The organism is Pseudomonas amygdali (assembly GCF_002699855.1).
Taxonomy (GTDB): Bacteria; Pseudomonadota; Gammaproteobacteria; order Pseudomonadales; family Pseudomonadaceae; genus Aquipseudomonas; species Aquipseudomonas amygdali.
On record NZ_LKBW01000285.1, the window covers coordinates 14,876 to 33,553 of the forward strand.

17 protein-coding genes and 2 pseudogenes are annotated in these 18,678 nt (G+C 58.1%); 11 read left to right on the forward strand and 8 right to left on the reverse strand.

What is annotated here, in order from left to right; translation table 11 throughout:
- Nucleotides 1-43 precede the first annotated feature (43 nt).
- From AO277_RS21040 to trxA, 3 genes are all read left to right on the forward strand, one after another.
- Nucleotides 44-493 (forward strand): hypothetical protein, encoded by a 450-nt coding sequence (locus tag AO277_RS21040; RefSeq protein ID WP_002555432.1) that lies wholly within the window; start codon nt 44-46, stop codon nt 491-493.
- The gene (locus AO277_RS21045; protein ID WP_044318731.1) at nt 490-1,143 is read left to right on the forward strand and encodes a class I SAM-dependent methyltransferase; all 654 of its coding nucleotides are present in this window, start codon (nt 490-492) and stop codon (nt 1,141-1,143) included. The genes AO277_RS21040 and AO277_RS21045 overlap by 4 nt, the downstream gene beginning before the upstream one ends.
- A gap of 273 nt (nt 1,144-1,416) precedes the next feature.
- A complete protein-coding gene (gene trxA / locus AO277_RS21050) occupies nt 1,417-2,289 on the forward strand; it encodes a thioredoxin (RefSeq protein WP_044318732.1) in 873 nt (290 codons plus the stop codon).
- Nucleotides 2,290-2,343: 54 nt separating this feature from the next.
- Here the strand turns inward: trxA and AO277_RS21055 are convergent, their stop codons facing one another.
- Together AO277_RS21055 and AO277_RS21060 are read right to left on the reverse strand one after the other, a co-directional pair.
- Nucleotides 2,344-2,697, reverse strand: coding sequence for a hypothetical protein (locus tag AO277_RS21055; protein ID WP_004655852.1), 354 nt, complete (start codon nt 2,695-2,697; stop codon nt 2,344-2,346).
- Nucleotides 2,698-2,758: 61 nt separating this feature from the next.
- Nucleotides 2,759-3,181: a nuclear transport factor 2 family protein gene (locus AO277_RS21060; RefSeq protein WP_005753215.1), complete on the reverse strand. Its 423-nt coding sequence runs from the start codon at nt 3,179-3,181 to the stop codon at nt 2,759-2,761.
- Nucleotides 3,182-3,461: 280 nt separating this feature from the next.
- Here AO277_RS21060 and AO277_RS21065 point away from each other — a divergent pair, with 280 nt between their 5' ends.
- The 5 genes from AO277_RS21065 (at nt 3,462) to AO277_RS21085 (ending at nt 7,416) form a co-directional block, all read left to right on the forward strand.
- Nucleotides 3,462-4,049, forward strand: coding sequence for a DUF2796 domain-containing protein (locus AO277_RS21065; RefSeq protein ID WP_044318733.1), 588 nt, complete (start codon nt 3,462-3,464; stop codon nt 4,047-4,049).
- Nucleotides 4,050-4,118: 69 nt separating this feature from the next.
- Nucleotides 4,119-4,829: an ABC transporter ATP-binding protein gene (locus AO277_RS21070; RefSeq protein ID WP_044318734.1), complete on the forward strand. Its 711-nt coding sequence runs from the start codon at nt 4,119-4,121 to the stop codon at nt 4,827-4,829.
- A gap of 1 nt (nt 4,830) precedes the next feature.
- Nucleotides 4,831-6,096, forward strand: coding sequence for an ABC transporter permease (locus AO277_RS21075; RefSeq protein WP_044318735.1), 1,266 nt, complete (start codon nt 4,831-4,833; stop codon nt 6,094-6,096).
- A gap of 8 nt (nt 6,097-6,104) precedes the next feature.
- Nucleotides 6,105-6,626, forward strand: coding sequence for a DUF3299 domain-containing protein (locus AO277_RS21080; RefSeq protein WP_044318742.1), 522 nt, complete (start codon nt 6,105-6,107; stop codon nt 6,624-6,626).
- A 103-nt stretch (nt 6,627-6,729) separates the two neighbouring features.
- Complete coding sequence (locus tag AO277_RS21085) at nt 6,730-7,416, forward strand: OmpW/AlkL family protein (protein ID WP_004666334.1); 687 nt, start codon at nt 6,730-6,732, stop codon at nt 7,414-7,416.
- Nucleotides 7,417-7,700: 284 nt separating this feature from the next.
- Here the strand turns inward: AO277_RS21085 and AO277_RS21095 are convergent, their stop codons facing one another.
- The 3 genes from AO277_RS21095 to AO277_RS21105 all read right to left on the reverse strand — a co-directional run bounded on the left by AO277_RS21095 (nt 7,701) and on the right by AO277_RS21105 (nt 11,964).
- Entirely contained in the window at nt 7,701-8,630 is a 930-nt protein-coding gene (locus tag AO277_RS21095) for an NAD-dependent epimerase/dehydratase family protein (RefSeq protein ID WP_044318736.1), read from the reverse strand.
- Nucleotides 8,623-9,507 (reverse strand): sugar nucleotide-binding protein, encoded by an 885-nt coding sequence (locus AO277_RS21100; RefSeq protein WP_044318737.1) that lies wholly within the window; start codon nt 9,505-9,507, stop codon nt 8,623-8,625. Before AO277_RS21100 ends, AO277_RS21095 begins: the two co-directional genes overlap by 8 nt.
- 153 nt (nt 9,508-9,660) lie before the next feature.
- On the reverse strand, nt 9,661-11,964 hold the full coding sequence (locus AO277_RS21105) for a mechanosensitive ion channel family protein (protein WP_044318738.1): 2,304 nt from the start codon (nt 11,962-11,964) through the stop codon (nt 9,661-9,663).
- A 277-nt stretch (nt 11,965-12,241) separates the two neighbouring features.
- On the opposite strand from AO277_RS21105, the gene AO277_RS21110 reads away from it, so the two are divergent.
- Nucleotides 12,242-13,060: an alpha/beta fold hydrolase gene (locus tag AO277_RS21110; protein ID WP_044318743.1), complete on the forward strand. Its 819-nt coding sequence runs from the start codon at nt 12,242-12,244 to the stop codon at nt 13,058-13,060.
- Between the two features lie 49 nt (nt 13,061-13,109).
- On the opposite strand, the gene AO277_RS21115 is transcribed toward AO277_RS21110, so the two are convergent.
- A complete protein-coding gene (locus tag AO277_RS21115) occupies nt 13,110-13,958 on the reverse strand; it encodes an ureidoglycolate lyase (RefSeq protein ID WP_044318739.1) in 849 nt (282 codons plus the stop codon).
- 411 nt (nt 13,959-14,369) lie between these two features.
- Between AO277_RS21115 and AO277_RS21120 the strand changes: the two genes are divergently transcribed.
- Nucleotides 14,370-16,676 carry a TonB-dependent receptor gene (locus AO277_RS21120; RefSeq protein WP_044318740.1) on the forward strand — a complete coding sequence of 769 codons (2,307 nt, stop codon included), beginning with the start codon at nt 14,370-14,372 and terminating at the stop codon, nt 16,674-16,676.
- Nucleotides 16,677-16,905: 229 nt separating this feature from the next.
- Complete coding sequence (locus tag AO277_RS21125; protein ID WP_003317071.1) at nt 16,906-17,145, forward strand: hypothetical protein; 240 nt, start codon at nt 16,906-16,908, stop codon at nt 17,143-17,145.
- 172 nt (nt 17,146-17,317) lie between these two features.
- Here AO277_RS21125 and AO277_RS21130 read toward each other — a convergent pair.
- Together AO277_RS21130 and AO277_RS21135 are read right to left on the reverse strand one after the other, a co-directional pair.
- Nucleotides 17,318-18,586 (reverse strand): annotated as a pseudogene (locus AO277_RS21130) (putative bifunctional diguanylate cyclase/phosphodiesterase); the annotation flags it as partial.
- Nucleotides 18,585-18,678, reverse strand: a pseudogene (locus AO277_RS21135) (IS5/IS1182 family transposase); the annotation flags it as partial. The pseudogenes AO277_RS21135 and AO277_RS21130, both read right to left, overlap by 2 nt.

Below are 18,678 nucleotides of genomic sequence, written 5' to 3' on the forward strand. Positions count from 1 at the left end.
TGGCGTCACTCAGCCTTTCGATTTTTGTCTTGTGGAGCTCTTGATGACGTTACGCCCCGTTATTCTACTCGGCCTCATTGGCTTGCTGGCCGCGTGCAGCAGCAATGACGCGCCAAAACCGGCTGCGGCACCGCCCGTCGCCCCGGCAATCAAAGTGCCTGCCGGGCCCGGCCCGCTGCAACCGTACCAACGTGAACTCAGCGGGCAACTGCTCGGCGTACCTGCCGGGGCCGAGGTCGAACTGGCGATGCTGGTGATCGACGAGCGCGGTCGTCCACAGAAGCTGCTGACCAACACCTTGCTGAAGGGCAACGGCCAGTCATTGCCGTTCCAGTTACGCTTCAACCCGGAAGCCTTTCCGGTAGGCGGGCGTGTCGAACTGCGCGGCCGTGCCAGTCAGTCGGGGCAATTGATACTGCACCTGCCGTCGATGCGCATCGACCAGCCCACCACTCAGGCACTGGGGCAATTGCAATTCGTCAAGGCGCCATGACTGCTCCGCGACACCTTCAGGACGCGCTGAGCGAACTGCTCGGCGACGCCCGGCTGGTTGTCACAACGTTGCCGGGCACTGAGCTGAAACTGTGGCTGATCGACGATGCCAACATGGACCGTCCCTTCAGCCCGGATGAAACGCGCCGCATTCTGGAAGAGCCACCGTACTGGAGCTTCTGCTGGGCCAGCGGCCTGGCTCTGGCGCGCTTTCTGGCCGAAAACCCGTACTGGGTAGAAGGCAAGCGTGTACTGGATTTCGGTGCTGGTTCGGGCGTGGCAGGTATTGCCGCGCTGAGGGCCGGGGCACTTGAGGTGGTGGCCTGTGATCTCGACCCGTTGGCGATCGCTGCCTGCCGGGCCAATGCCGAACTCAACCAGGTGCAGTTAAGCTACTCGACGGATTTTTTCGCCGAAGCGGATCGCTTTGATCTGATTCTGGTTGCCGACGTGCTGTACGACCGCGCCAACCTGCCGCTGCTGGATCAATTTCTGTCCCGGGGCCGCGAAGCACTGGTGGCAGACTCCCGCGTGCGCGACTTCAAGCACGCTGCTTACCAGCGCCTGACGATGCTGCATGCGCACACCCTGCCGGACCTGGCTGAACCCCACGAGTTTCGGGATGTGAGTCTGTATCATGCGGCGCGGTGAGCGCTAAATAACAGCTCGGGAGCGCTCAGCTAAACGGTCTCTGTAGGAGCGAACTTGTTCGCGAAGGAGGTCGTTCGAACGATAACTTTCCAGAGCGTTTTCCGTCCCTTTCGCGAACATGTTCGCTCCCACGGCCTTCGGCGAGAATCACAAGCAGATGTGTGGATAGCGCTGAGCGTGCGGGGCAAGGACGATGCCCCACCGCCGACGCCGCTTTCAGCATTGCCCTGCGGGCTTTATAGTTGGCGGCATTCAGATTCTTCGAGACGTGCAATGAGCCAGGAAACTGCTTACATCTTCGACGCAACCGCCGCGAACTTTGATCAACTGGTGATCGACAAATCGTTCGACCAGCCCGTACTGGTCGACTTCTGGGCCGAGTGGTGTGCGCCCTGCAAGGTCTTGATGCCCCTGCTGCAGCAAATCACCGAGAGTTATCAGGGCGAATTGCTGCTGGCCAAGGTCAATTGCGACATCGAGCAGGACGTTGTTGCGCGCTTCGGTATTCGTAGCCTGCCGACCGTGGTGCTGTTCAAGGACGGCCAGCCGGTGGATGGTTTTGCCGGAGCCCAGCCTGAATCGGAAATCCGCAAGATTCTCGAACAGCATGTCGTCATGCCGCCTCCGCCGGCCGCCGATCCACTCAAGCAAGCGCAAGAGCTGTTTGCCGAAAGCCGTTTTGCCGAAGCCGAAGCACTGCTCAAGGTGCTGTTGGGCGAAGACAACACCAATGCCGCAGCACTGATTCTGTATGCGCGCTGCCTGGCAGAACGTGGCGAACTGAGCGAGGCAAAGGCAGTGCTGGACGCCGTTACCGGTGATGCACACAAAGCCGAGCTGGCGGGTGCCAAGGCGCAACTGACGTTCCTGGCACAAGCGGCCACCCTGCCGGATGTGGCCGAACTGAAAAGTCGTCTGGCACAAAACCCTCAGGATGACGAAGCGGTGCATCAACTGGCGATTCAGCAATTGTCGCGTCAACAGTACGAAGCCGCGCTGGATGGCCTGCTCAAACTGTTCATTCGCAATCGCAATTACGCCGAGGGCCTGCCGCACAAGACGCTGCTGCAAGTGTTCGACCTGCTGGGCAATGAGCATCCACTGGTGACCGCATACCGTCGCAAGCTGTTCGCCGCGCTGTATTAAGCCAGCTTGCCACCGGCACCGCACGGGTGCCGGTGACTGAACAACCAGGTCAGATCACGTCGCGTCGACCCAGCTGTACAGCGGCGCATCCCCGCCGCTCTCGACCTTCACGTTCGCAGAGTGACGCAGGCGCACCAGCAAATGCTTGCCTGCCGCGGTACTGCCGGCCAGCCCTTCCAGTTGCCCCAGCAGATCCGGCCCACTCATCTGCCCGGCCTTTTGCAACAACTCCTGTGCGACCTGCCACAGCCTGTCGTCCTGGTTGAGCGGCTTGCTCTCGACCACGGCGGCCGATAAGTCGGGAGCTGCCGCCTTGAGCTGCGCGCCCAGTTGCGCCCAGTCGCCTTCGTCCAGCTCAAGAGTCAAATCCACCGGCCACTGGCCTACGGTTCCACGAATACGCAACATGATGTGTACCTGCTGACAGTCAGGCATACATGCTCCCACAGGCTGGCGCGCATGCCCATGATCAACCGTAACGCCACTGGCTGATGACCGGCTCTTTGCCGTTCATGAAGTTGCCAAGCGCCCGCACGTCATAGACATTTTCCCAATGCTCGACAATTTTGCCATCACGGAACCGCCACAGGCCGCAAAACGGCATGATGATCTTCCGGCCCTCGCAACTGGCGCGCATCTCGCCCAGCACCGAGCCATAGTGCTCGTTGGCAATGATGTCGTGGACATCCATGTAGAGGGTCTGACGTGTGCGCCTGAGCAGATTGATCTCGTGGGAAAGCACTGCGTCCTTGCCAATGGCTATGGACAAGCCACCACCAGCGCCCTGATCGGCTTTGTGCAGCACAATGTCAGCGTCGGCGAATTCGGTAATTCGAGTTGGATCCTTGTACACCGCACGCAGGATTTCTCTATTCGGATGGAGCTTGTTCATGAGTATCTTCCCTGATGTCACACTCGGCTGGCGATGAAAACCCTCCCGGCGCATCCGGCGCAGGTACAGCGATTTTCATTTTTCAGAGTAGGACCTGATGACGCAAAGGCTGAGACTACTTCAGCATAAGCACGGGCCAGGGTATTCCAGATAACGCCGCCAGATAACGGTCCATGAAGACCGGATAGTCCAGTGCTTGAACAAAAACACGTCCACGCACACCGGCACTTGTTATAAGATCACATAACAAATTTCATCAATATTGCCCCCGGAGTCCGCTATGCGCCGTTTGCTACTCGCCTTGCCTTTCGCCCTGTTGCCACTCGTTGCTGCCCACGCAGCCGAAGTACATGACCATGATCACGGCGATGAACACGGCAGTCTGGGAGCCCACGAGCATGGCGTAGGACGTCTGGATGTGGTGCTGGAAGGCAAGACGCTGGAATTTGAATTCGACAGCCCGGCCATGAATATCGTCGGTTTCGAGCACGTTGCAACTTCGGATGAAGACAAGGCCAAAGTCGCCAAGGCGCGCGAGTTGCTACTCAAGCCCAACGCGCTGTTCAGCATCGCCGATGCCGCCAATTGCTCGGCCACCTCGGTGAAACTGGAAAGCCCGCTGTTCGGCGACAAGGATGACGATCACGATGGGCACGCCCAGGGCGGCGATGCCGATCATCATGAGCACAGCGAAATTCACGGTCACTACAAGTTCGTCTGTGACGCACCGGCCGTTCTGAAGAGGCTCGACCTGTCGCAAATCTTCAAAACCTTTCCCGACACCAAGAAGCTTCAGGTACAACTGATCTCGCCAGGCGGCCAATCGGGCGCAGAAGTGATCGCAGCCAACCCAACGCTGAAATTCTGATCGCACTCTGCGGTACAACGACCGGGCCTGGCCCGGTCTTTTAATTTCCAACCTAGCGTGAGTCAGCCCATGACCCAAGCACTGATCGAGCTATCAAACCTGAGCTTCAACTGGCCAGGCCATCCGCAGTTACTGGACATCGCCGAATTTCGCCTGCAAACCGGCGAAACCCTGTTCCTCAAAGGCCCCAGCGGCAGCGGCAAAACCACTTTGCTGGGCCTGCTGGGCGGCGTGCAAAAACCTGTCAGCGGCAGCATTCGCCTGTTGAATCAGGACCTGTCGACACTGTCGGCGGCAGCACGTGATCGCTTCCGAGTCGATCACACCGGCTACATCTTTCAGCAGTTCAATTTGTTGCCGTTTCTGTCGGTGCGAGAAAACATCGAGCTGCCCTGCCATTTTTCCAGCGTCCGCGCCGAGCGTGCGAAGCAACGCCACGGCAGCGTCGAAAAAGCGACCACCACCCTGCTCGCCCACCTGGGCCTGAAAGACCCGGCGATGCTGACACGACGTGCCGACTCACTGTCCATCGGCCAGCAACAACGCGTGGCCGCGGCCCGTGCGCTGATCGGTCAACCTGAACTGGTGATCGCCGACGAACCCACTTCGGCGCTGGACGCCGACTCTCGCGAAGCGTTCATTCGCCTGCTGTTAGCCGAATGCCGCGAGGCCGGGGCCAGCCTGCTGTTTGTCAGTCATGACCAGAGCCTGGCACCGCTGTTTGATCGCAACCTGTCGCTCAGCGACCTGAATCGCGCCGCCGTCGCCGTGGAGATTTGAGATGTATCTGTTTCGTCTGGCCATGGCCAGCCTGGCCAACCGCCGTTTCACCGCGTTTCTCACTGCCTTCGCCATTGCGCTGTCGGTGTGCCTGTTACTGGCCGTAGAGCGGGTGCGCACCGAAGCGCGCTCCAGCTTCGCCAGCACCATCAGCGGCACCGACCTGATCGTCGGCGCACGTTCCGGCTCGATCAACCTGTTGCTGTATTCGGTATTTCGCATCGGCAACGCCACCAACAATATTCGCTGGGACAGCTTTGAGCATTTTGCCCAGAGCAAACAGGTTAAATGGGCGATTCCGGTTTCGCTGGGCGACTCCCATCGTGGCTATCGGGTGATGGGCACCAACGAAGCGTATTTCGAGCATTATCAGTTCGGTCGCCAACAGCATCTGGAAATGGCCGAAGGACGCGAATTCAAGACCGATCCCTTCGAAGTGGTGCTGGGCTCGGAGGTCGCCAAGGCGCTGCATTATAAATTGGGCGACAAGCTGGTACTGGCGCACGGTGTCGCGGCGATCAGCCTGGTCAAGCATGACGACAAGCCGTTCACCGTGGTCGGCATCCTCAAGCCGACCGGTACACCGGTGGACCGCACGCTGCATATCAGCCTGGGTGGCATGGAAGCCATTCATATCGACTGGCACAACGGCGCACCGGCGCGAGGCAACGAGCGTATCTCTGCCGATCAGGCACGCAATATGGATCTGACGCCGACTGCGATCACCGCCTTCATGCTGGGTTTGAACAGCAAGATCTCAACCTTCAGCCTGCAACGCGAAATCAACGAATACCGTGGCGAACCCATGCTGGCGATTCTGCCCGGCGTGGCGCTGCAAGAGCTGTGGAGCCTGATGGGCACCGCTGAAAAGGCACTGTTCGTAATTTCGCTGTTCGTGGTGCTGACCGGTCTGATCGGCATGCTGACCGCGATTCTCACCAGCCTCAATGAACGACGCAGGGAGATGGCCATCCTGCGCTCGGTCGGCGCACGGCCCTGGCATATCGCAAGTCTGCTTATACTTGAAGCCTTCGCCCTGGCACTTGCGGGTGTCATCAGCGGCCTCGCACTGCTCTATATCGGCATCTTCGTGGCCAGAGACTACATGCTCGACAACTACGGTCTGTCCCTGTCGTCTATGCCACCTGGCCAATATGAATGGACCCTGCTCGGTGCCATTCTCGGTTGCGCGCTGTTGATGGGAACCGTGCCAGCCTGGCGAGCCTACAGGCAGTCACTGGCCGATGGACTGTCGATTCGTTTATGAGGACCTTCATGATACGGCGCATGCTACTCACTCTGCTGCTTTCGGTTTCCACTCAACTGTGGGCCGCCGAGCCGCGTGAACTGACCTGGAATGACATGATTCCACCCGATGCACCCGTGGTGAAGCCGGTAACGGCTCCGATACACGATATGTCCAAGCTGTCCGATGCACTGGCCATGGAGGCAGCGCCTGCGGCCCATCAACTGGCTCCGCATGCACCAGTGGTCAAGGCACTGGATGGCAAGCTGGTGCGTTTACCGGGCTACATCGTGCCACTTGAGGTCAGTGAGGAAGGCAGAGTGACGGAGTTTTTGCTGGTGCCGTATTTCGGTGCCTGCATCCATGTGCCGCCGCCAGCGAACCAGATCGTGCATGTCACGAGTGAGCTGGGTGTGAAGGTCGATGAGCTGTATCAGCCGTACTGGATCGAAGGACCGATGCAGGCCAAATCGTCTACCAGCGAACTGGCAGAAGCGGGTTATCAGATGCAGGCAGACAAGATACTTGTCTACGAGTTGCCGGATTCATAAGGATGACGAGGTTCCCAGCGATTTCATTGAGCTGAGTCAAAGTCGCCGCTCGACAGCGCTTTAACATTATGCCCATAAATTTTGACTGATCTCTGGAGCCTCCATGAACAAGCACTTGCTACGCGCGTCTGTTGTCGCGCTTGCCATCGCCGCCCCGGTCGCGGCACATGCCTACGAGCCTGGCGACTTCATCGTTCGCGCCGGTGTTGCGCACGTCCAGCCCAATGAAGACAGCGGCGAAGTCCGTCTGGACGGTGCCAAGGTCTCCGGCACCAAAGCCACTGTCGATGGCGAAAACCAGCTCGGTCTGACCTTCGCTTACATGCTGACCCAGCATGTCGGCATCGAGCTGCTGGCTGCTACACCGTTCAGCCACACCGTTTCAGTAAAAGGCCTGGGGCCAGGCCTGGACGGCAAGCTGGCTGATATCAAGCAACTGCCGCCGACGCTGTCGTTGCAGTACTACCCGATGGAACCTTCGTCGAAATTTCAACCGTATGCGGGCGTGGGTATCAACTACACCACCTTCTTCGATACCGACCTGACCGGCAATCGCAAGGATCAGGGTTTCAGCAACCTCAAGCTCAAGGACTCGGTTGGTCTGGCTGCTCAGTTGGGCATGGACTATATGATCACTGACAACGTACTGGTCAACGCCTCGGTCTGGTACGTCGACATCGATACCAAAGCGACTGTGGACGGCCCTTCTGCCCTGGCCGTCGGCAAGACCAAGGTCGACGTGGATATCGACCCGTGGGTATACATGGTGGGCGTGGGTTACAAGTTCTGACCTGCACACCTTCAAGCGCCACACACACAAAGGCACCCTTATCGGGTGCCTTTGTGTTTTGTGGTTTGAACTCTGCGTGCTGGATTCCTGATTATCTTGCCGTTATTTAACCCGCGCCCGGACTCCTGGCTATCGTGCCGATGCTCCGCGTCGGCATGCAGTTCGTGACGCTCTGCGTCACAAATAGGCGCTGCACCGCACGCTCAAGAGCGGACGCAGAGCGTCCAGAAATGCATCACCACGCAGAGCGTGGGGACGATCAGCACTTACAGTCGATGCGGGGCTCATTGCCCCATCAGCAACTCAAGCCCACGAACCAGTGGTGTCGGCTCATCAATGCTGAAGTGCTCCAGCAGACGCTGGTTACTGGCCCGTGAATGCTTGATATCGCCCGAGCGCGGTGCCTGATAGCTCACTTCCGGCTGTTTTCCGACAACCTGCGAAAGCGCGGCCAGCAGCTCGTTGAGCGAAGTGGTCTTGTTCAGGCCGACGTTTATCGCACCTTCGATGGCGTTTTCCCGTGACAGGGCCTGCAGCAGCAGCTTGAGCAGGTCGCCCACGTAGAAGAAATCGCGCGTTTGCTCGCCGTCGCCAAACACGCTGATCGGCAGGCCTTTCTGGATGCGTTCGGCAAAGATGCTGATCACGCCCGAATACGGCGACGACGGATCCTGGCGCGGGCCGAAGATGTTGAAGAAGCGAAAGATCACCGGCTCCAAACCATGCTGACGGCGGTAGAAGTCCAGGTAGAACTCGCTGGCCAGCTTGTCCGATGCGTACGGAGTCAGCGGTGCTTTGGTGGTGTCTTCGGTGATCGCTTCGCCTTCGCCGTTGTTGCCGTATACCGCCGCGCTGGACGCGAAGATCACGCGTTTGATGCCCGCTTCGCGCATGGCCTCACAGACATTCAGTGTGCCGATGAAGTTGCTTTGATGGGTGCGTACCGGGTCGTCAACTGACGCCTGAACCGAGGCCACCGCTGCCAGGTGCACCACGGCCTTACAGCCTTGCGCAGCGCGCTTGACCAGCTCGGCATCGGCTACGTCGCCTTCGATCAGTTCAACCCGCGGGTTGTCGAGCGGCAGATTGCTGCGCTTGCCCGCCGAGAGGTTGTCGAGGATACGCACGCAATGCCCGTCGGCAAGCAATGCATCGGTCAGGTGCGAGCCAATGAAACCCGCACCTCCCGTAATCAGAACAGGGGCGTCAGACATGTCGATAATACCGGTCCAGCAGGCTTGGCAAGCCGGCCCGCCAGGCGCGGGGCTTGATGCCGAAAGTGTGGAGAATTTTCTTGCAGGCCAGCACCGCGTGCTGCGGTTCCTCGGCTGCATCGGGACGCGCGGCGTGAGCCTGTGCGGTGGGCGATTCAATGGCCAGCGGGTGCAGCAGACGTGCTTCGGTGAGCACCGCCTGACCCAGCGCCAGTGGCGTGGTCGCTTCGTGCCCGGCGTAGTGGTACGTGCCCCACAGCGGCGCTTCGCAATCGAGTTGCTTGACGATTGAAATAATCACCCGCGCCGCATCATCGACCGGCGTCGGGTTGCCGCGTCGATCATCGGCCAGCAGCAGCTCTCCGGGTTCTTTGGCGCGCGAAAGAAAGCGGCCAAGCACGCCATCAGCGCTGTCATCCAGCAACCAGCCAAAACGCACAAGCACATGTTGCGGACAGGTGGCGCGCACGCTTTGCTCGATACGCCACAGCGCCTGACCGCGCAGACCCAAGGGCACTGGCTCGTCTTTTTCGCTGTAGGCAGTCGCGCGCGAGCCATCGAACACACGATAACTGGAAGGCTGGACCAGCGTGATGTTGTGGTGCTGACACAGTTCGGCCAGACGCTCGAGAGAGCGCTCCTGGTGGGTCAGGCGCGCTGCGCTCACGGTCTCCGCCTGAAACCAGTCGAAGTAGTAAGCAAGGTTTATCAGGGCATCGGGGCGGGTGTCATCAAGCAGTTGCGTGAGGCTCGCCACGTCCCAGCCGTCTTGCGGTGGACGTGGTGCGAGGAAACCAATGTCTTCCTCGGCACCCAGACGAATCAGCGCCTGCCCGAGGGCATTCCCGCCGCCCAACAGCATAAGGCGCATTCGCATAGAGTCAGCAGGCTCGGTATCAGATAATCAAACGAACAATTGAAAAACGCCTGCAAACATAACACGTTGCCTGCCAACCCCCAACAGTTGCGCAGCCTGGCGGGACAATGACGCCGCCACAATGCGTTGCAGCGTCTCATGCCGCCCGATTGATTACTGAGCTGCCGGACCCGGCGGGCTGTTGCCCTTGGGCAAACCAAGCGGTGCAGGTGTCGGCGCAGAAGGTGTCGCAGCGGCAGGGTCCGAGGGCGCAGGAGGCCCCTCGGCTTCGACACCAGCCTGCGGGTTGTTGAAGCCCGGCCCCATGACCATCTGTGGATAAGTCTGCGCGAAACGCACGTTCGGGTTTTTATCCACAAGACGCTTGAGGCGCTCGTTGAAGGCGCGCCCCACTGCGTACTGACCACCGGAAGAGGTGCGGAATTGCGCGGTCAACACCATGCCGTTCAGGTTCATGCTGTCGACGCCGAACACCTCCAGCGGTCCTTGCAGGTTGTGCTTGAGCAGAATGTCATCGCTGATCGACTGCCCGGTTTCGCGGATCAGCGCCAGCGCATCATCAATATCCGAGTCATAAGTGAACTGCACCGAGAAGAACGCATAAGCGAACTGCCGCGACTGGTTGGTGACCGCCTTGATCTGCCCGAACGGCACGGAATGGACAAAACCCTTGCCGTCACGCAGGCGCACGGTACGGATGGTCAGGCTTTCCACCGATCCGGAGTGGCCGGTACTGAGCACTACCCAATCGCCCACCGAGAAAGTGTCTTCGATGATGATGAACAGACCGGTGATCACGTCCTGCACCAGTTGTTGCGAACCGAAACCGATGGCCAGACCGACAACCCCGGCACCCGCCAGCAGCGGTGCAACGTTGATGCCCAGGTTGGCCATGGTGGTGATCGCGCAGATCACCACCAGAATGATTTTCACCGCGTTGCGCAGCAGCGGCAGAATGGTCTTGATTCGTGTACTCGGCTGGCGGCCACTGCGATGATTGGCCGGTGGTTTGAGGGCTTCCTGAATGGCCGTGTCGAGCACTACCCACAGCAGCCAGGTGACCACAAAGATCAGGCCGATGCTGCTCAGCGAATCGCTGATCACGCGACCCAGCGTGTTGCGCTGGGCAAACTCGAACATCGAGAAGCCCCAGATACGCCCCAGTATCTCGATGAACCCGATGGCCAGCGCAATGCGCAACACCGCGTACACCAGGCTCAGCAGGCGCGCCTTGTACACATGCCCGCCGCGCCCCAGGGACTCGGTCGGTTTGAACAGGTGCTGGAACACTGTGCTCAAAAATACCGTGGCGATCAGCAGAATGGTGGTGAACAACGCACAACGCAGCGCTTCCTGACTGTCTTCACCGGCTCCGATCAGGTTGATCGCCGAGACCAGAATCATCAGCAGGATTGGCAAGTGCCACAGGTTGGAGAAGATTTTCAGCGACTGCTGCAGTGCTGGCCGTTGCAGGCGGCTGCTCAAGGAACGGTTACGAATCAGGTGCGCCACCGGGCGGCGCACCTTGATGATCAGCATGCAGAACACCACCGACGCAAACAGCCCGGTGAACACCGCAACGCTGGTGGTGACGTTGCTGCCCAGTTGGCGGGCGATCTGCGGGCTGGTCAGCGCATCGCTCAGCGCCGCCAGAAAACCGACCACAAACAGTGGCCTCGGCGCGTAGCGGCGAATCATGCGTACCGCGGCGCGCTTGTGCCCGGAGTTGAACATCACAATCACGCAGAGCAGCACCGAGGTCGACACGATGCCACTGCTGGTCGCATAGGCGAAGCACAGCGCCAGCGCACGGCCCACTGAAGACGGCATGAAGTGGCTGACGTAGAGAGTCAATGGCAGACAGACGATGGCTGGCAAGGTGAACGGCAACACGTATTTGAGCAGCGCCTGACTGCGCTCGCGCACCCGCATGAACGGCGTCCGGCACAAGCGCACCGCCAGAAAACGACCCAACGAGGTCAGAACGGCAAACGAGCCGATCCAGACAAACGACAAGGCGAGGAAGTCCCCGGCAACACTCCACGGAGAACGTGTAGTGCGCTTGTTGACCAGCTTCTCCAGCTCGTCGGCTGCACGGTCGGCGCGCAGCTGCCAGGCGTCGAAGAGGTTGTCGTCAAGATTGAGCTTTTCCTGGACGTCATCAATGCTGGAACTGATGGCGCCGAGCAACCCGCCCTGCACCAGAAGCTCCGGGGCCTCTGCCGCCGCTGGCTCGCCGCCGTCTGCCGGTTTCGCATCCGCCTTTTCAGCGGCCTTTTCATCCGCTTTCGCTGCAGGTTTGTCAGCTGCTTTGCCATCGGCCTTTTCGGCCGCCTTGTCGTCGGTCGGCACCGCAGCGCCCATTGGCAGCGCAGGTACATCGGCTGCCTGGAGATTGAAACTGCCTGCGAATAACAGCAGACCCGACAGGATCAAGATTTTCAGCTGAGACGCCACGCAGTTCTCTCCTTCGATGGACAAATACAACCATGAACAGGCCAAAGCACGCTTTGATCCCAAGGAACTGATTCCCTTATGCCCGGCAAGTTCGGTTCCGGCAGGGAAATACGATGAGCCGATGTTTCAAAAAATTGCGCCAGAACAGTACGCTCATTCTTCCCGACTGAACTATGCAAAGCGCCAACTGCCGGAATTATCGGCGGCTGCCGAAGGGATGCATGAGCCTGTGCACCAGAGCGCTTGCCCGATCAACCCGACATCGAGAGGAATCTGCATGAGCACGTTCAACGCAAAAGATGGCACCGAGATCTATTACAAGGACTGGGGCGAGGGTAAGCCGGTACTGTTCAGCCACGGCTGGCCGCTGGATGCGGATATGTGGGAATACCAGATGGAATACCTCAGCAGCCGGGGCTATCGCACCATTGCCTTCGACCGCCGCGGCTTCGGTCGTTCCAGCCAGCCGTGGACCGGTTATAACTACGACACCTTCGCTGACGATATCGCCGAGCTGATAGAGCACCTTGATCTGCACGACGTGACGCTGGTGGGCTTTTCCATGGGCGGCGGCGATGTGACGCGCTATATCGCAAAATATGGTAGCGAGCGAGTTGCCAAACTGGCCTTGCTGGGCTCGGTCACACCGTTTTTCCTCAAGACTGACGACAATCCGGAAGGCGTCGACAAATCAGTGTTCGATGGCATCAAGGAGGGTCTGCTCAAAGACCGCGCGCAATTCATCAGTGATTTCGCCACGCCGTTCTACGGCCTGAACAAAGGACAGAAGGTTTCCGAGGGCGTACAGGCCCAGACCTTGAATATCGCCCTGCTCGCCTCGCTCAAAGGCACTCTGGATTGCGTGACGGCGTTCTCCGCAACCGACTTCCGCCCGGACATGGCGAAAATCGATGTGCCGACCCTGGTGATTCATGGCGATGGTGATCAGGTTGTGCCGTTTGAAGCATCAGGCAAGCGCGCCGCCGAGCTGATCAAGGGTGCAGAGTTGAAGGTCTATCCCGGCGCGCCGCACGGCTTTGCCGTGACCCATGCCGAGGCACTCAACAAAGACCTGCTGGCGTTTGTGCAGGGCTGATATTTTTATGTAACAGGGAGTCGGTTGCCGACTCCCCGCAGGCAGCGAATCAGTCGGCCTGAACGGTCAACTGATTCTGCTCGCCCAGCCCCGCAATCCCCAGGCGCATGCGTTGCCCTGCGCGCAGGAAGACAGGCTCTGGATTGACGCCCAGGCCCACACCCGGCGGCGTACCCGTGGAGATGACATCACCCGGTTGCAGGCTCATGCAACGGCTCAGGTAGGCGATCAGTTGCGGCACGTTGAAAATCAGCGTGCGCGTATTGCCATTCTGATAACGATGACCGTCAACCTCCAGCCACAGGTCGAGTGAGTGAGGGTCGGTAACCTCGTCGCGGGTCACCAGCCAAGGACCTATCGGGCCAAAGGTATCGAAGCCTTTACCCTTGTCCCAGGTTCCGCCGCGCTCAAGCTGCCACTCGCGCTCCGACACATCGTTGACCACGCAATAACCGGCAACGTGCTCCATGGCAACGGCTTCGTCGATATAACGCCCGCCCTTGCCGATGATCACGCCCAGCTCGACCTCCCAGTCAGTCTTGAGCGAACCGCGAGGAATTTCGACATTATCGTCCGGGCCGCAAATTGCGCTGGTCCACTTGTTGAATATGATGGGTTCCTTGGGCACTTCCATCCGCGATTCGGCTGCGTGGTCGGCGTAGTTCAGGCCTATGCAGATAAACTTGCCGACCTGCCCGACGCACGCCCCGATGCGCGGTCGGCCCGCCACCAAAGGCAGGCTTTCGGGATCAAGAGCGGCCAGGCTGGCAAGGCCTGCCGGGCTCAACACCTCGCCAGCGATGTCCGTGACATGCGCGGACAGATCGCGGATCTGGTAGGCAGCATCAAGCAGGCCTGGCTTTTCCTGGCCCTTTTCACCGTAACGAAGCAATTTCATCGAGTTCTCCCGTTTCAGTCCAAGGTGCAAACCGCGGATTCAGAGGGTGATGCCCTGTTGCCCGGCCTTCGGAAATACGTATTCACGATTGGGCTGAACCCACTGAGTCTGGACAGATAGCATCGCAACGGACGCCTTGCCTAATGAAATTTACGACCAACTGCCAACGCGCCGAGTCGGCATTGACCGGCAGAAAAATCGGGATAACGCGTCACTGGTCATAATTAATACACACAGTGAGTATTAATATCACCCCCAGTTCAAACGAGCCCTTTCGTTGAAACGAGCCCCTCGAAAACACGACGGACTCGTACGTCTTGAAGGGCGAACTGGACTCATGTCAACGCTAACACCGTCCTGCAGATTCCCCGTCGCAAGCGCGGCGCCCTGACGCCCCAGGAAAACCTTTTCATGAACAATCGATCGATACCGCGTGCTTCTCGATTCCCGATAACGCGCCTTGCGTTGCTGGTTTCATTGAATTCACTGTGCCTGATCAGCCCGTTCATTCAGGCCGATGACGATGTGCCCACCTCAGTGACGGCGCCCGCCAGCGACGACACCGCTGCCGTGACACTGGGCACGGTGTCAGTGATTGGCCAGGGCGAAACCCGGCAGGTGCAACGCGTCACGCAAAAGGACGTAAGCGCTTATTCCGCAGGTACCAGCCCGTTGAAAGTTCTGCAACGGCTACCGGGTGTCAACTTCCAGTCCGGCGACCCGCTGGGTCGTGAAGAAGGCAGCCAGCGCATCAGCCTGCGCGGTTTTGACATGCACCACCTAGGCTACACCCTGGACGGCGTCACGCTTGGCAACATGAGCTTCGGCAACTTCAACGGTCTGAGCATCACCCGGGCGATCATCGCGGAAAACATCGCCGCCAGCGAAGTGGCTCCAGGCATCGGTTCGCTGGGCACGGCATCGAACAGTGACTTGGGCGGCACCATCCAGTTCACCAGTTCCAATCCGGACAAGGAATTCGGCGCGCGACTGTCACAGACCCTTGGCAGTTACGACACCTCGCGCACTTTCATGCGCGTCGACACAGGCGAATACAACGGTCTGTCCGCTTATGTGTCGGGAGAAAAGTACGACGCCGATGCCTGGAAAGGTCACGACAACCCGCAAAAATCCGACGCTGTGAACGCCAAGGTCAATTACAACTTCGGCGAAAACCGCGTGAGCTTTTTCCACAGCACCTCGTCTCACGACGAAGCCAATCTGCCCAGTCTGTCGAAGAGCATCATGCAGCGCCTGGGCTACAACTGGAGTTACTACACGCCGGACTGGACCCGCGCGGTCAATGCGGCCAACGGCATCTACACCGGCGGCGTAACCAGCGCAGGCGATGCGACCTACAACGCCAGTAGCCTGCGCGACGACGAACTGGACATCCTCAACGGCAATTTCTCGCTCACCGATGATCTGGTGCTGGACGCGACGGTCTATCACCACCATGACTCGGGCCGGGGCAATTCGTACTATCCGTTCATCTTTACCAGCGGCTCGACCACTGTCCCCAGCAACTCGATTCGCAGCACGGTGTATGGCATTGATCGAACCGGCTTCCAGAGTTCGCTGACCTACTTCCTGGGCCAGCATGAAATTCAGGGCGGGTTCTGGATTCAATCGAACAAGAACGACATCGCCCGTTACCTGTTCGATACCACCAATGCGACTCCGCAAAACCATATCGTCAAAACCAATGGCCTGAGGCAGGCGGCGACAGTACTGGACCAGAGCTACAACGACCTGACCCGACAGTTTTTCCTGCGCGACACCTATACCCTGCTCGATGACCGTCTCAAGCTTGAGTTCGGCGCAAAGAACACTGTCACCACCTCCACTGCCGAAGGTAAAGGCGGCGGTTATGCCAGCGGTTCGCTGGAAGCGCGGGACAGGTTTTTGCCGCAAGTGGGCGCAACCTACACACTCAATGACAGCGATGAAGTGTTCACGTCTTATTCGGAAAACATGGCGGCCTTTTCGAGTGGCGGTTACAGCCCGTTCTTCACCACGCAGACCGCAGTGGATGCGCAGAACGGCTTCAAGGACCTCAAACCCGAAACCTCGAAAACCGCTGAACTGGGCGTGCGCCGCAGCACAAAGCTGTATTCGGCATCCGCGGCGGTCTACAACACCAAATTCGACAATCGCCTGGTGGCCATCACCAACTGTACCGGCATCGTCATCTGCCAGAACGGCGTTGCCAACGTCGGCTCTGTCACCAGTCGGGGCCTGGAACTGTCATTCGGCCTGACGCCCGACGAGCACTGGCGCTGGTCCAACTCCATGTCCTACAACCACAGCACTTATGACGACGACTATGCCAGCGGCGGCAGCACCGTTCATGTGAAAGGCAAAACCGTCGTCGATACGCCCAAGCTGATGTATTCCAGCAACCTGGACTGGAATTGGGAGCACTGGAATGCCGGCATGCAGGGCAACTACATCAGCAAGCGCTATTACACTTACACCAACGACTCCAGTGTCAGCGGCTACTGGGTAGCGAACGCCAACCTCGGTTACGACTTCGGCAAACTCGGCGCCGTCAAAGACACCACCGTCTCGCTGAACATGGTCAACCTGTTCGACAAGCGTTACATCTCCACCCTCAACACCGACGCCAGCGCAGCGACCGACCCGGCGGGCAATTTGCAGATTCTGCAGGTGGGCACGCCACGCAGCGCGTTTGTAACACTGGGCGTGAAACTTTGATTGATGCTGACTGAAAGCGGGCGAAGGATCGCCCCATCTGCCACTTACATTGAATTACGTCGCGCGGCTTGCTCTTGGAGACAGGCTCTTGTGGGAGCGAGCTTGCTCGCGAAGGCAATGTACCTGTCTCTGCACGACCGCGTGGGTTGCCAACCTCAATGGCGACGAATACCCCATCGTGCTGCATACTCCCCTGACATACAGCGCCTGACCTTCATCTGGACACCCCATGACACCCAACGCAGAACTCTATAACCCGTCCACCGAATATGCCGACAAGCTGATTTCGCGCATCGGACAAACACCTTCGTGGATCGCAAAACGCATTGGTGTGACTGACAAGCGCATTCGCTACATTCTGGATGGGGAAAGGACCGTCAAAGGCGAAACCACGCCGATTCAGATGACCTATACCGAGCAGTTTGCACTGGAGTGTCTTGTGGCAGAGGCTATAGCGCTGAGGATGTAGGACCCGCTGGCTATCAAGCATTGCCCTTGAATCTGAGGTTCCTGATAATCACGCCCTCAAATAACTCAGGCAAGGAAATGCAGTGAAAGGAAATCTAGTATTGGTGGCGTTGCTTGCCCAAGCTTGAGTGCGGTGAAGTCTTTGCTACGAATAACTCTCATGCTCGCGGTTCTCAAGCAGGTATGTCCAACAGTTTCAGACTACGTGACGATTTAATCATAGAAGCACACTCTTCAATGATGACAGGCTTACTAAAAAGATAACCCTGCATTTGATCGCAGCCATACGCCACAAGCAGCGCTAACTGGTCGACTGTTTCGACGCCTTCTGCAATGACTTTAAGACCCAATTCGTGCGCCAACACGATGACCGCTCTGGTGATAGCGGCGTCCTCATGATTGCTCGTTATATCTTTTATGAACGCCCTGTCAATTTTGAGGGCGTCAAGAGGGAATCGTTTCAAGTAAGCCAAACTCGAATAGCCCGTTCCGAAATCATCGACCGAAAGGCTTATACCATACGATTTTATATCTCGAAGTATGTTAACCGCCGACTCGGGATCGATCATCAGCATTGACTCGGTCAATTCGAATTCTAAAAGAGCGGGGTTGATACCGTACCCCTCAACAATGTGCTTGATGGTCTCAGCCAGGCCTTTTACCTGAAGCTGCCTGACGGACAGATTGATGGCGATCGGTACCTGCATGACATTATTTTCTTCCCAGCTTTTTATGGTTTCACAGACGTTGCGGATAACCCACTCGCCGACAGGAATTATCAGGCCAGTGTCCTCAAGAATAGGGATAAACTCAGCCGGAGAAACCATACCCTGCTCCGGGTGATTCCACCGCAGCAAAGCCTCCAAACCACTTATCCTGCCATCGGTGAGGCTGACCTTTGGCTGAAAATGTAGAATAAACTCATCACGATCAAGCGCACCCCGCAATAGCGTTTCAGTTTGCAAGCGCCGAACCAAACTTTCATTCATTGTGGCGTTGTAAAACTTGTAGTTATTACGGCCACTTTTTTTCGCATGGTACATGGCGGTATCCGCATTCTTCAGGATAACGCCAGTGTCACGCCCATCAAACGGATAATTGGCAATACCGACACTCGCTGAAACAAATACATCCTGACCGCCCAGATTGAATGGTTTCCCCAACGCTTCAACAACATGGTTCGCAAGGGCTTTTATAAGGTTTTCGGAATAAGCATGATGGGTAACGACGATAGAAAACTCGTCGCCTCCCAGCCGCGCAACCACACTGTTTTCATCAATGCAGTCTTTCAAGCGTCGACCCGCCTGTATAAGCAATTGGTCGCCCACTGAATGCCCCAGGGTGTCATTCACTGCTTTGAATCTGTCCAAATCGATGAATATGACGCTGACTGCATCTGGCACTGACGTTTTCCGACTGATTATCTCGCGCAGATAATTGCTAGGGTTTGTCTGAAAAGTCAGCCCGCAAGCATCTTTCGATGCAAGCCAGTGTGACCATCGCTTTAAAGCTACTTGCCAGCTTGTCGTAACGC

Bases quoted from the DNA above. Each gene is read 5' to 3' on its own strand.
- AO277_RS21040 (WP_002555432.1), top strand. From the start codon at position 44: ATGACGTTACGCCCCGTTATTCTACTCGGCCTCATTGGCTTGCTGGCC.
- AO277_RS21045 (WP_044318731.1), top strand. From the start codon at position 490: ATGACTGCTCCGCGACACCTTCAGGACGCGCTGAGCGAACTGCTCGGC.
- trxA (WP_044318732.1), top strand. From the start codon at position 1,417: ATGAGCCAGGAAACTGCTTACATCTTCGACGCAACCGCCGCGAACTTT.
- AO277_RS21055 (WP_004655852.1), bottom strand. From the start codon at position 2,697: ATGTTGCGTATTCGTGGAACCGTAGGCCAGTGGCCGGTGGATTTGACT.
- AO277_RS21060 (WP_005753215.1), bottom strand. From the start codon at position 3,181: ATGAACAAGCTCCATCCGAATAGAGAAATCCTGCGTGCGGTGTACAAG.
- AO277_RS21065 (WP_044318733.1), top strand. From the start codon at position 3,462: ATGCGCCGTTTGCTACTCGCCTTGCCTTTCGCCCTGTTGCCACTCGTT.
- AO277_RS21070 (WP_044318734.1), top strand. From the start codon at position 4,119: ATGACCCAAGCACTGATCGAGCTATCAAACCTGAGCTTCAACTGGCCA.
- AO277_RS21075 (WP_044318735.1), top strand. From the start codon at position 4,831: ATGTATCTGTTTCGTCTGGCCATGGCCAGCCTGGCCAACCGCCGTTTC.
- AO277_RS21080 (WP_044318742.1), top strand. From the start codon at position 6,105: ATGATACGGCGCATGCTACTCACTCTGCTGCTTTCGGTTTCCACTCAA.
- AO277_RS21085 (WP_004666334.1), top strand. From the start codon at position 6,730: ATGAACAAGCACTTGCTACGCGCGTCTGTTGTCGCGCTTGCCATCGCC.
- AO277_RS21095 (WP_044318736.1), bottom strand. From the start codon at position 8,630: ATGTCTGACGCCCCTGTTCTGATTACGGGAGGTGCGGGTTTCATTGGC.
- AO277_RS21100 (WP_044318737.1), bottom strand. From the start codon at position 9,507: ATGCGAATGCGCCTTATGCTGTTGGGCGGCGGGAATGCCCTCGGGCAG.
- AO277_RS21110 (WP_044318743.1), top strand. From the start codon at position 12,242: ATGAGCACGTTCAACGCAAAAGATGGCACCGAGATCTATTACAAGGAC.
- AO277_RS21115 (WP_044318739.1), bottom strand. From the start codon at position 13,958: ATGAAATTGCTTCGTTACGGTGAAAAGGGCCAGGAAAAGCCAGGCCTG.
- AO277_RS21120 (WP_044318740.1), top strand. From the start codon at position 14,370: ATGAACAATCGATCGATACCGCGTGCTTCTCGATTCCCGATAACGCGC.
- AO277_RS21125 (WP_003317071.1), top strand. From the start codon at position 16,906: ATGACACCCAACGCAGAACTCTATAACCCGTCCACCGAATATGCCGAC.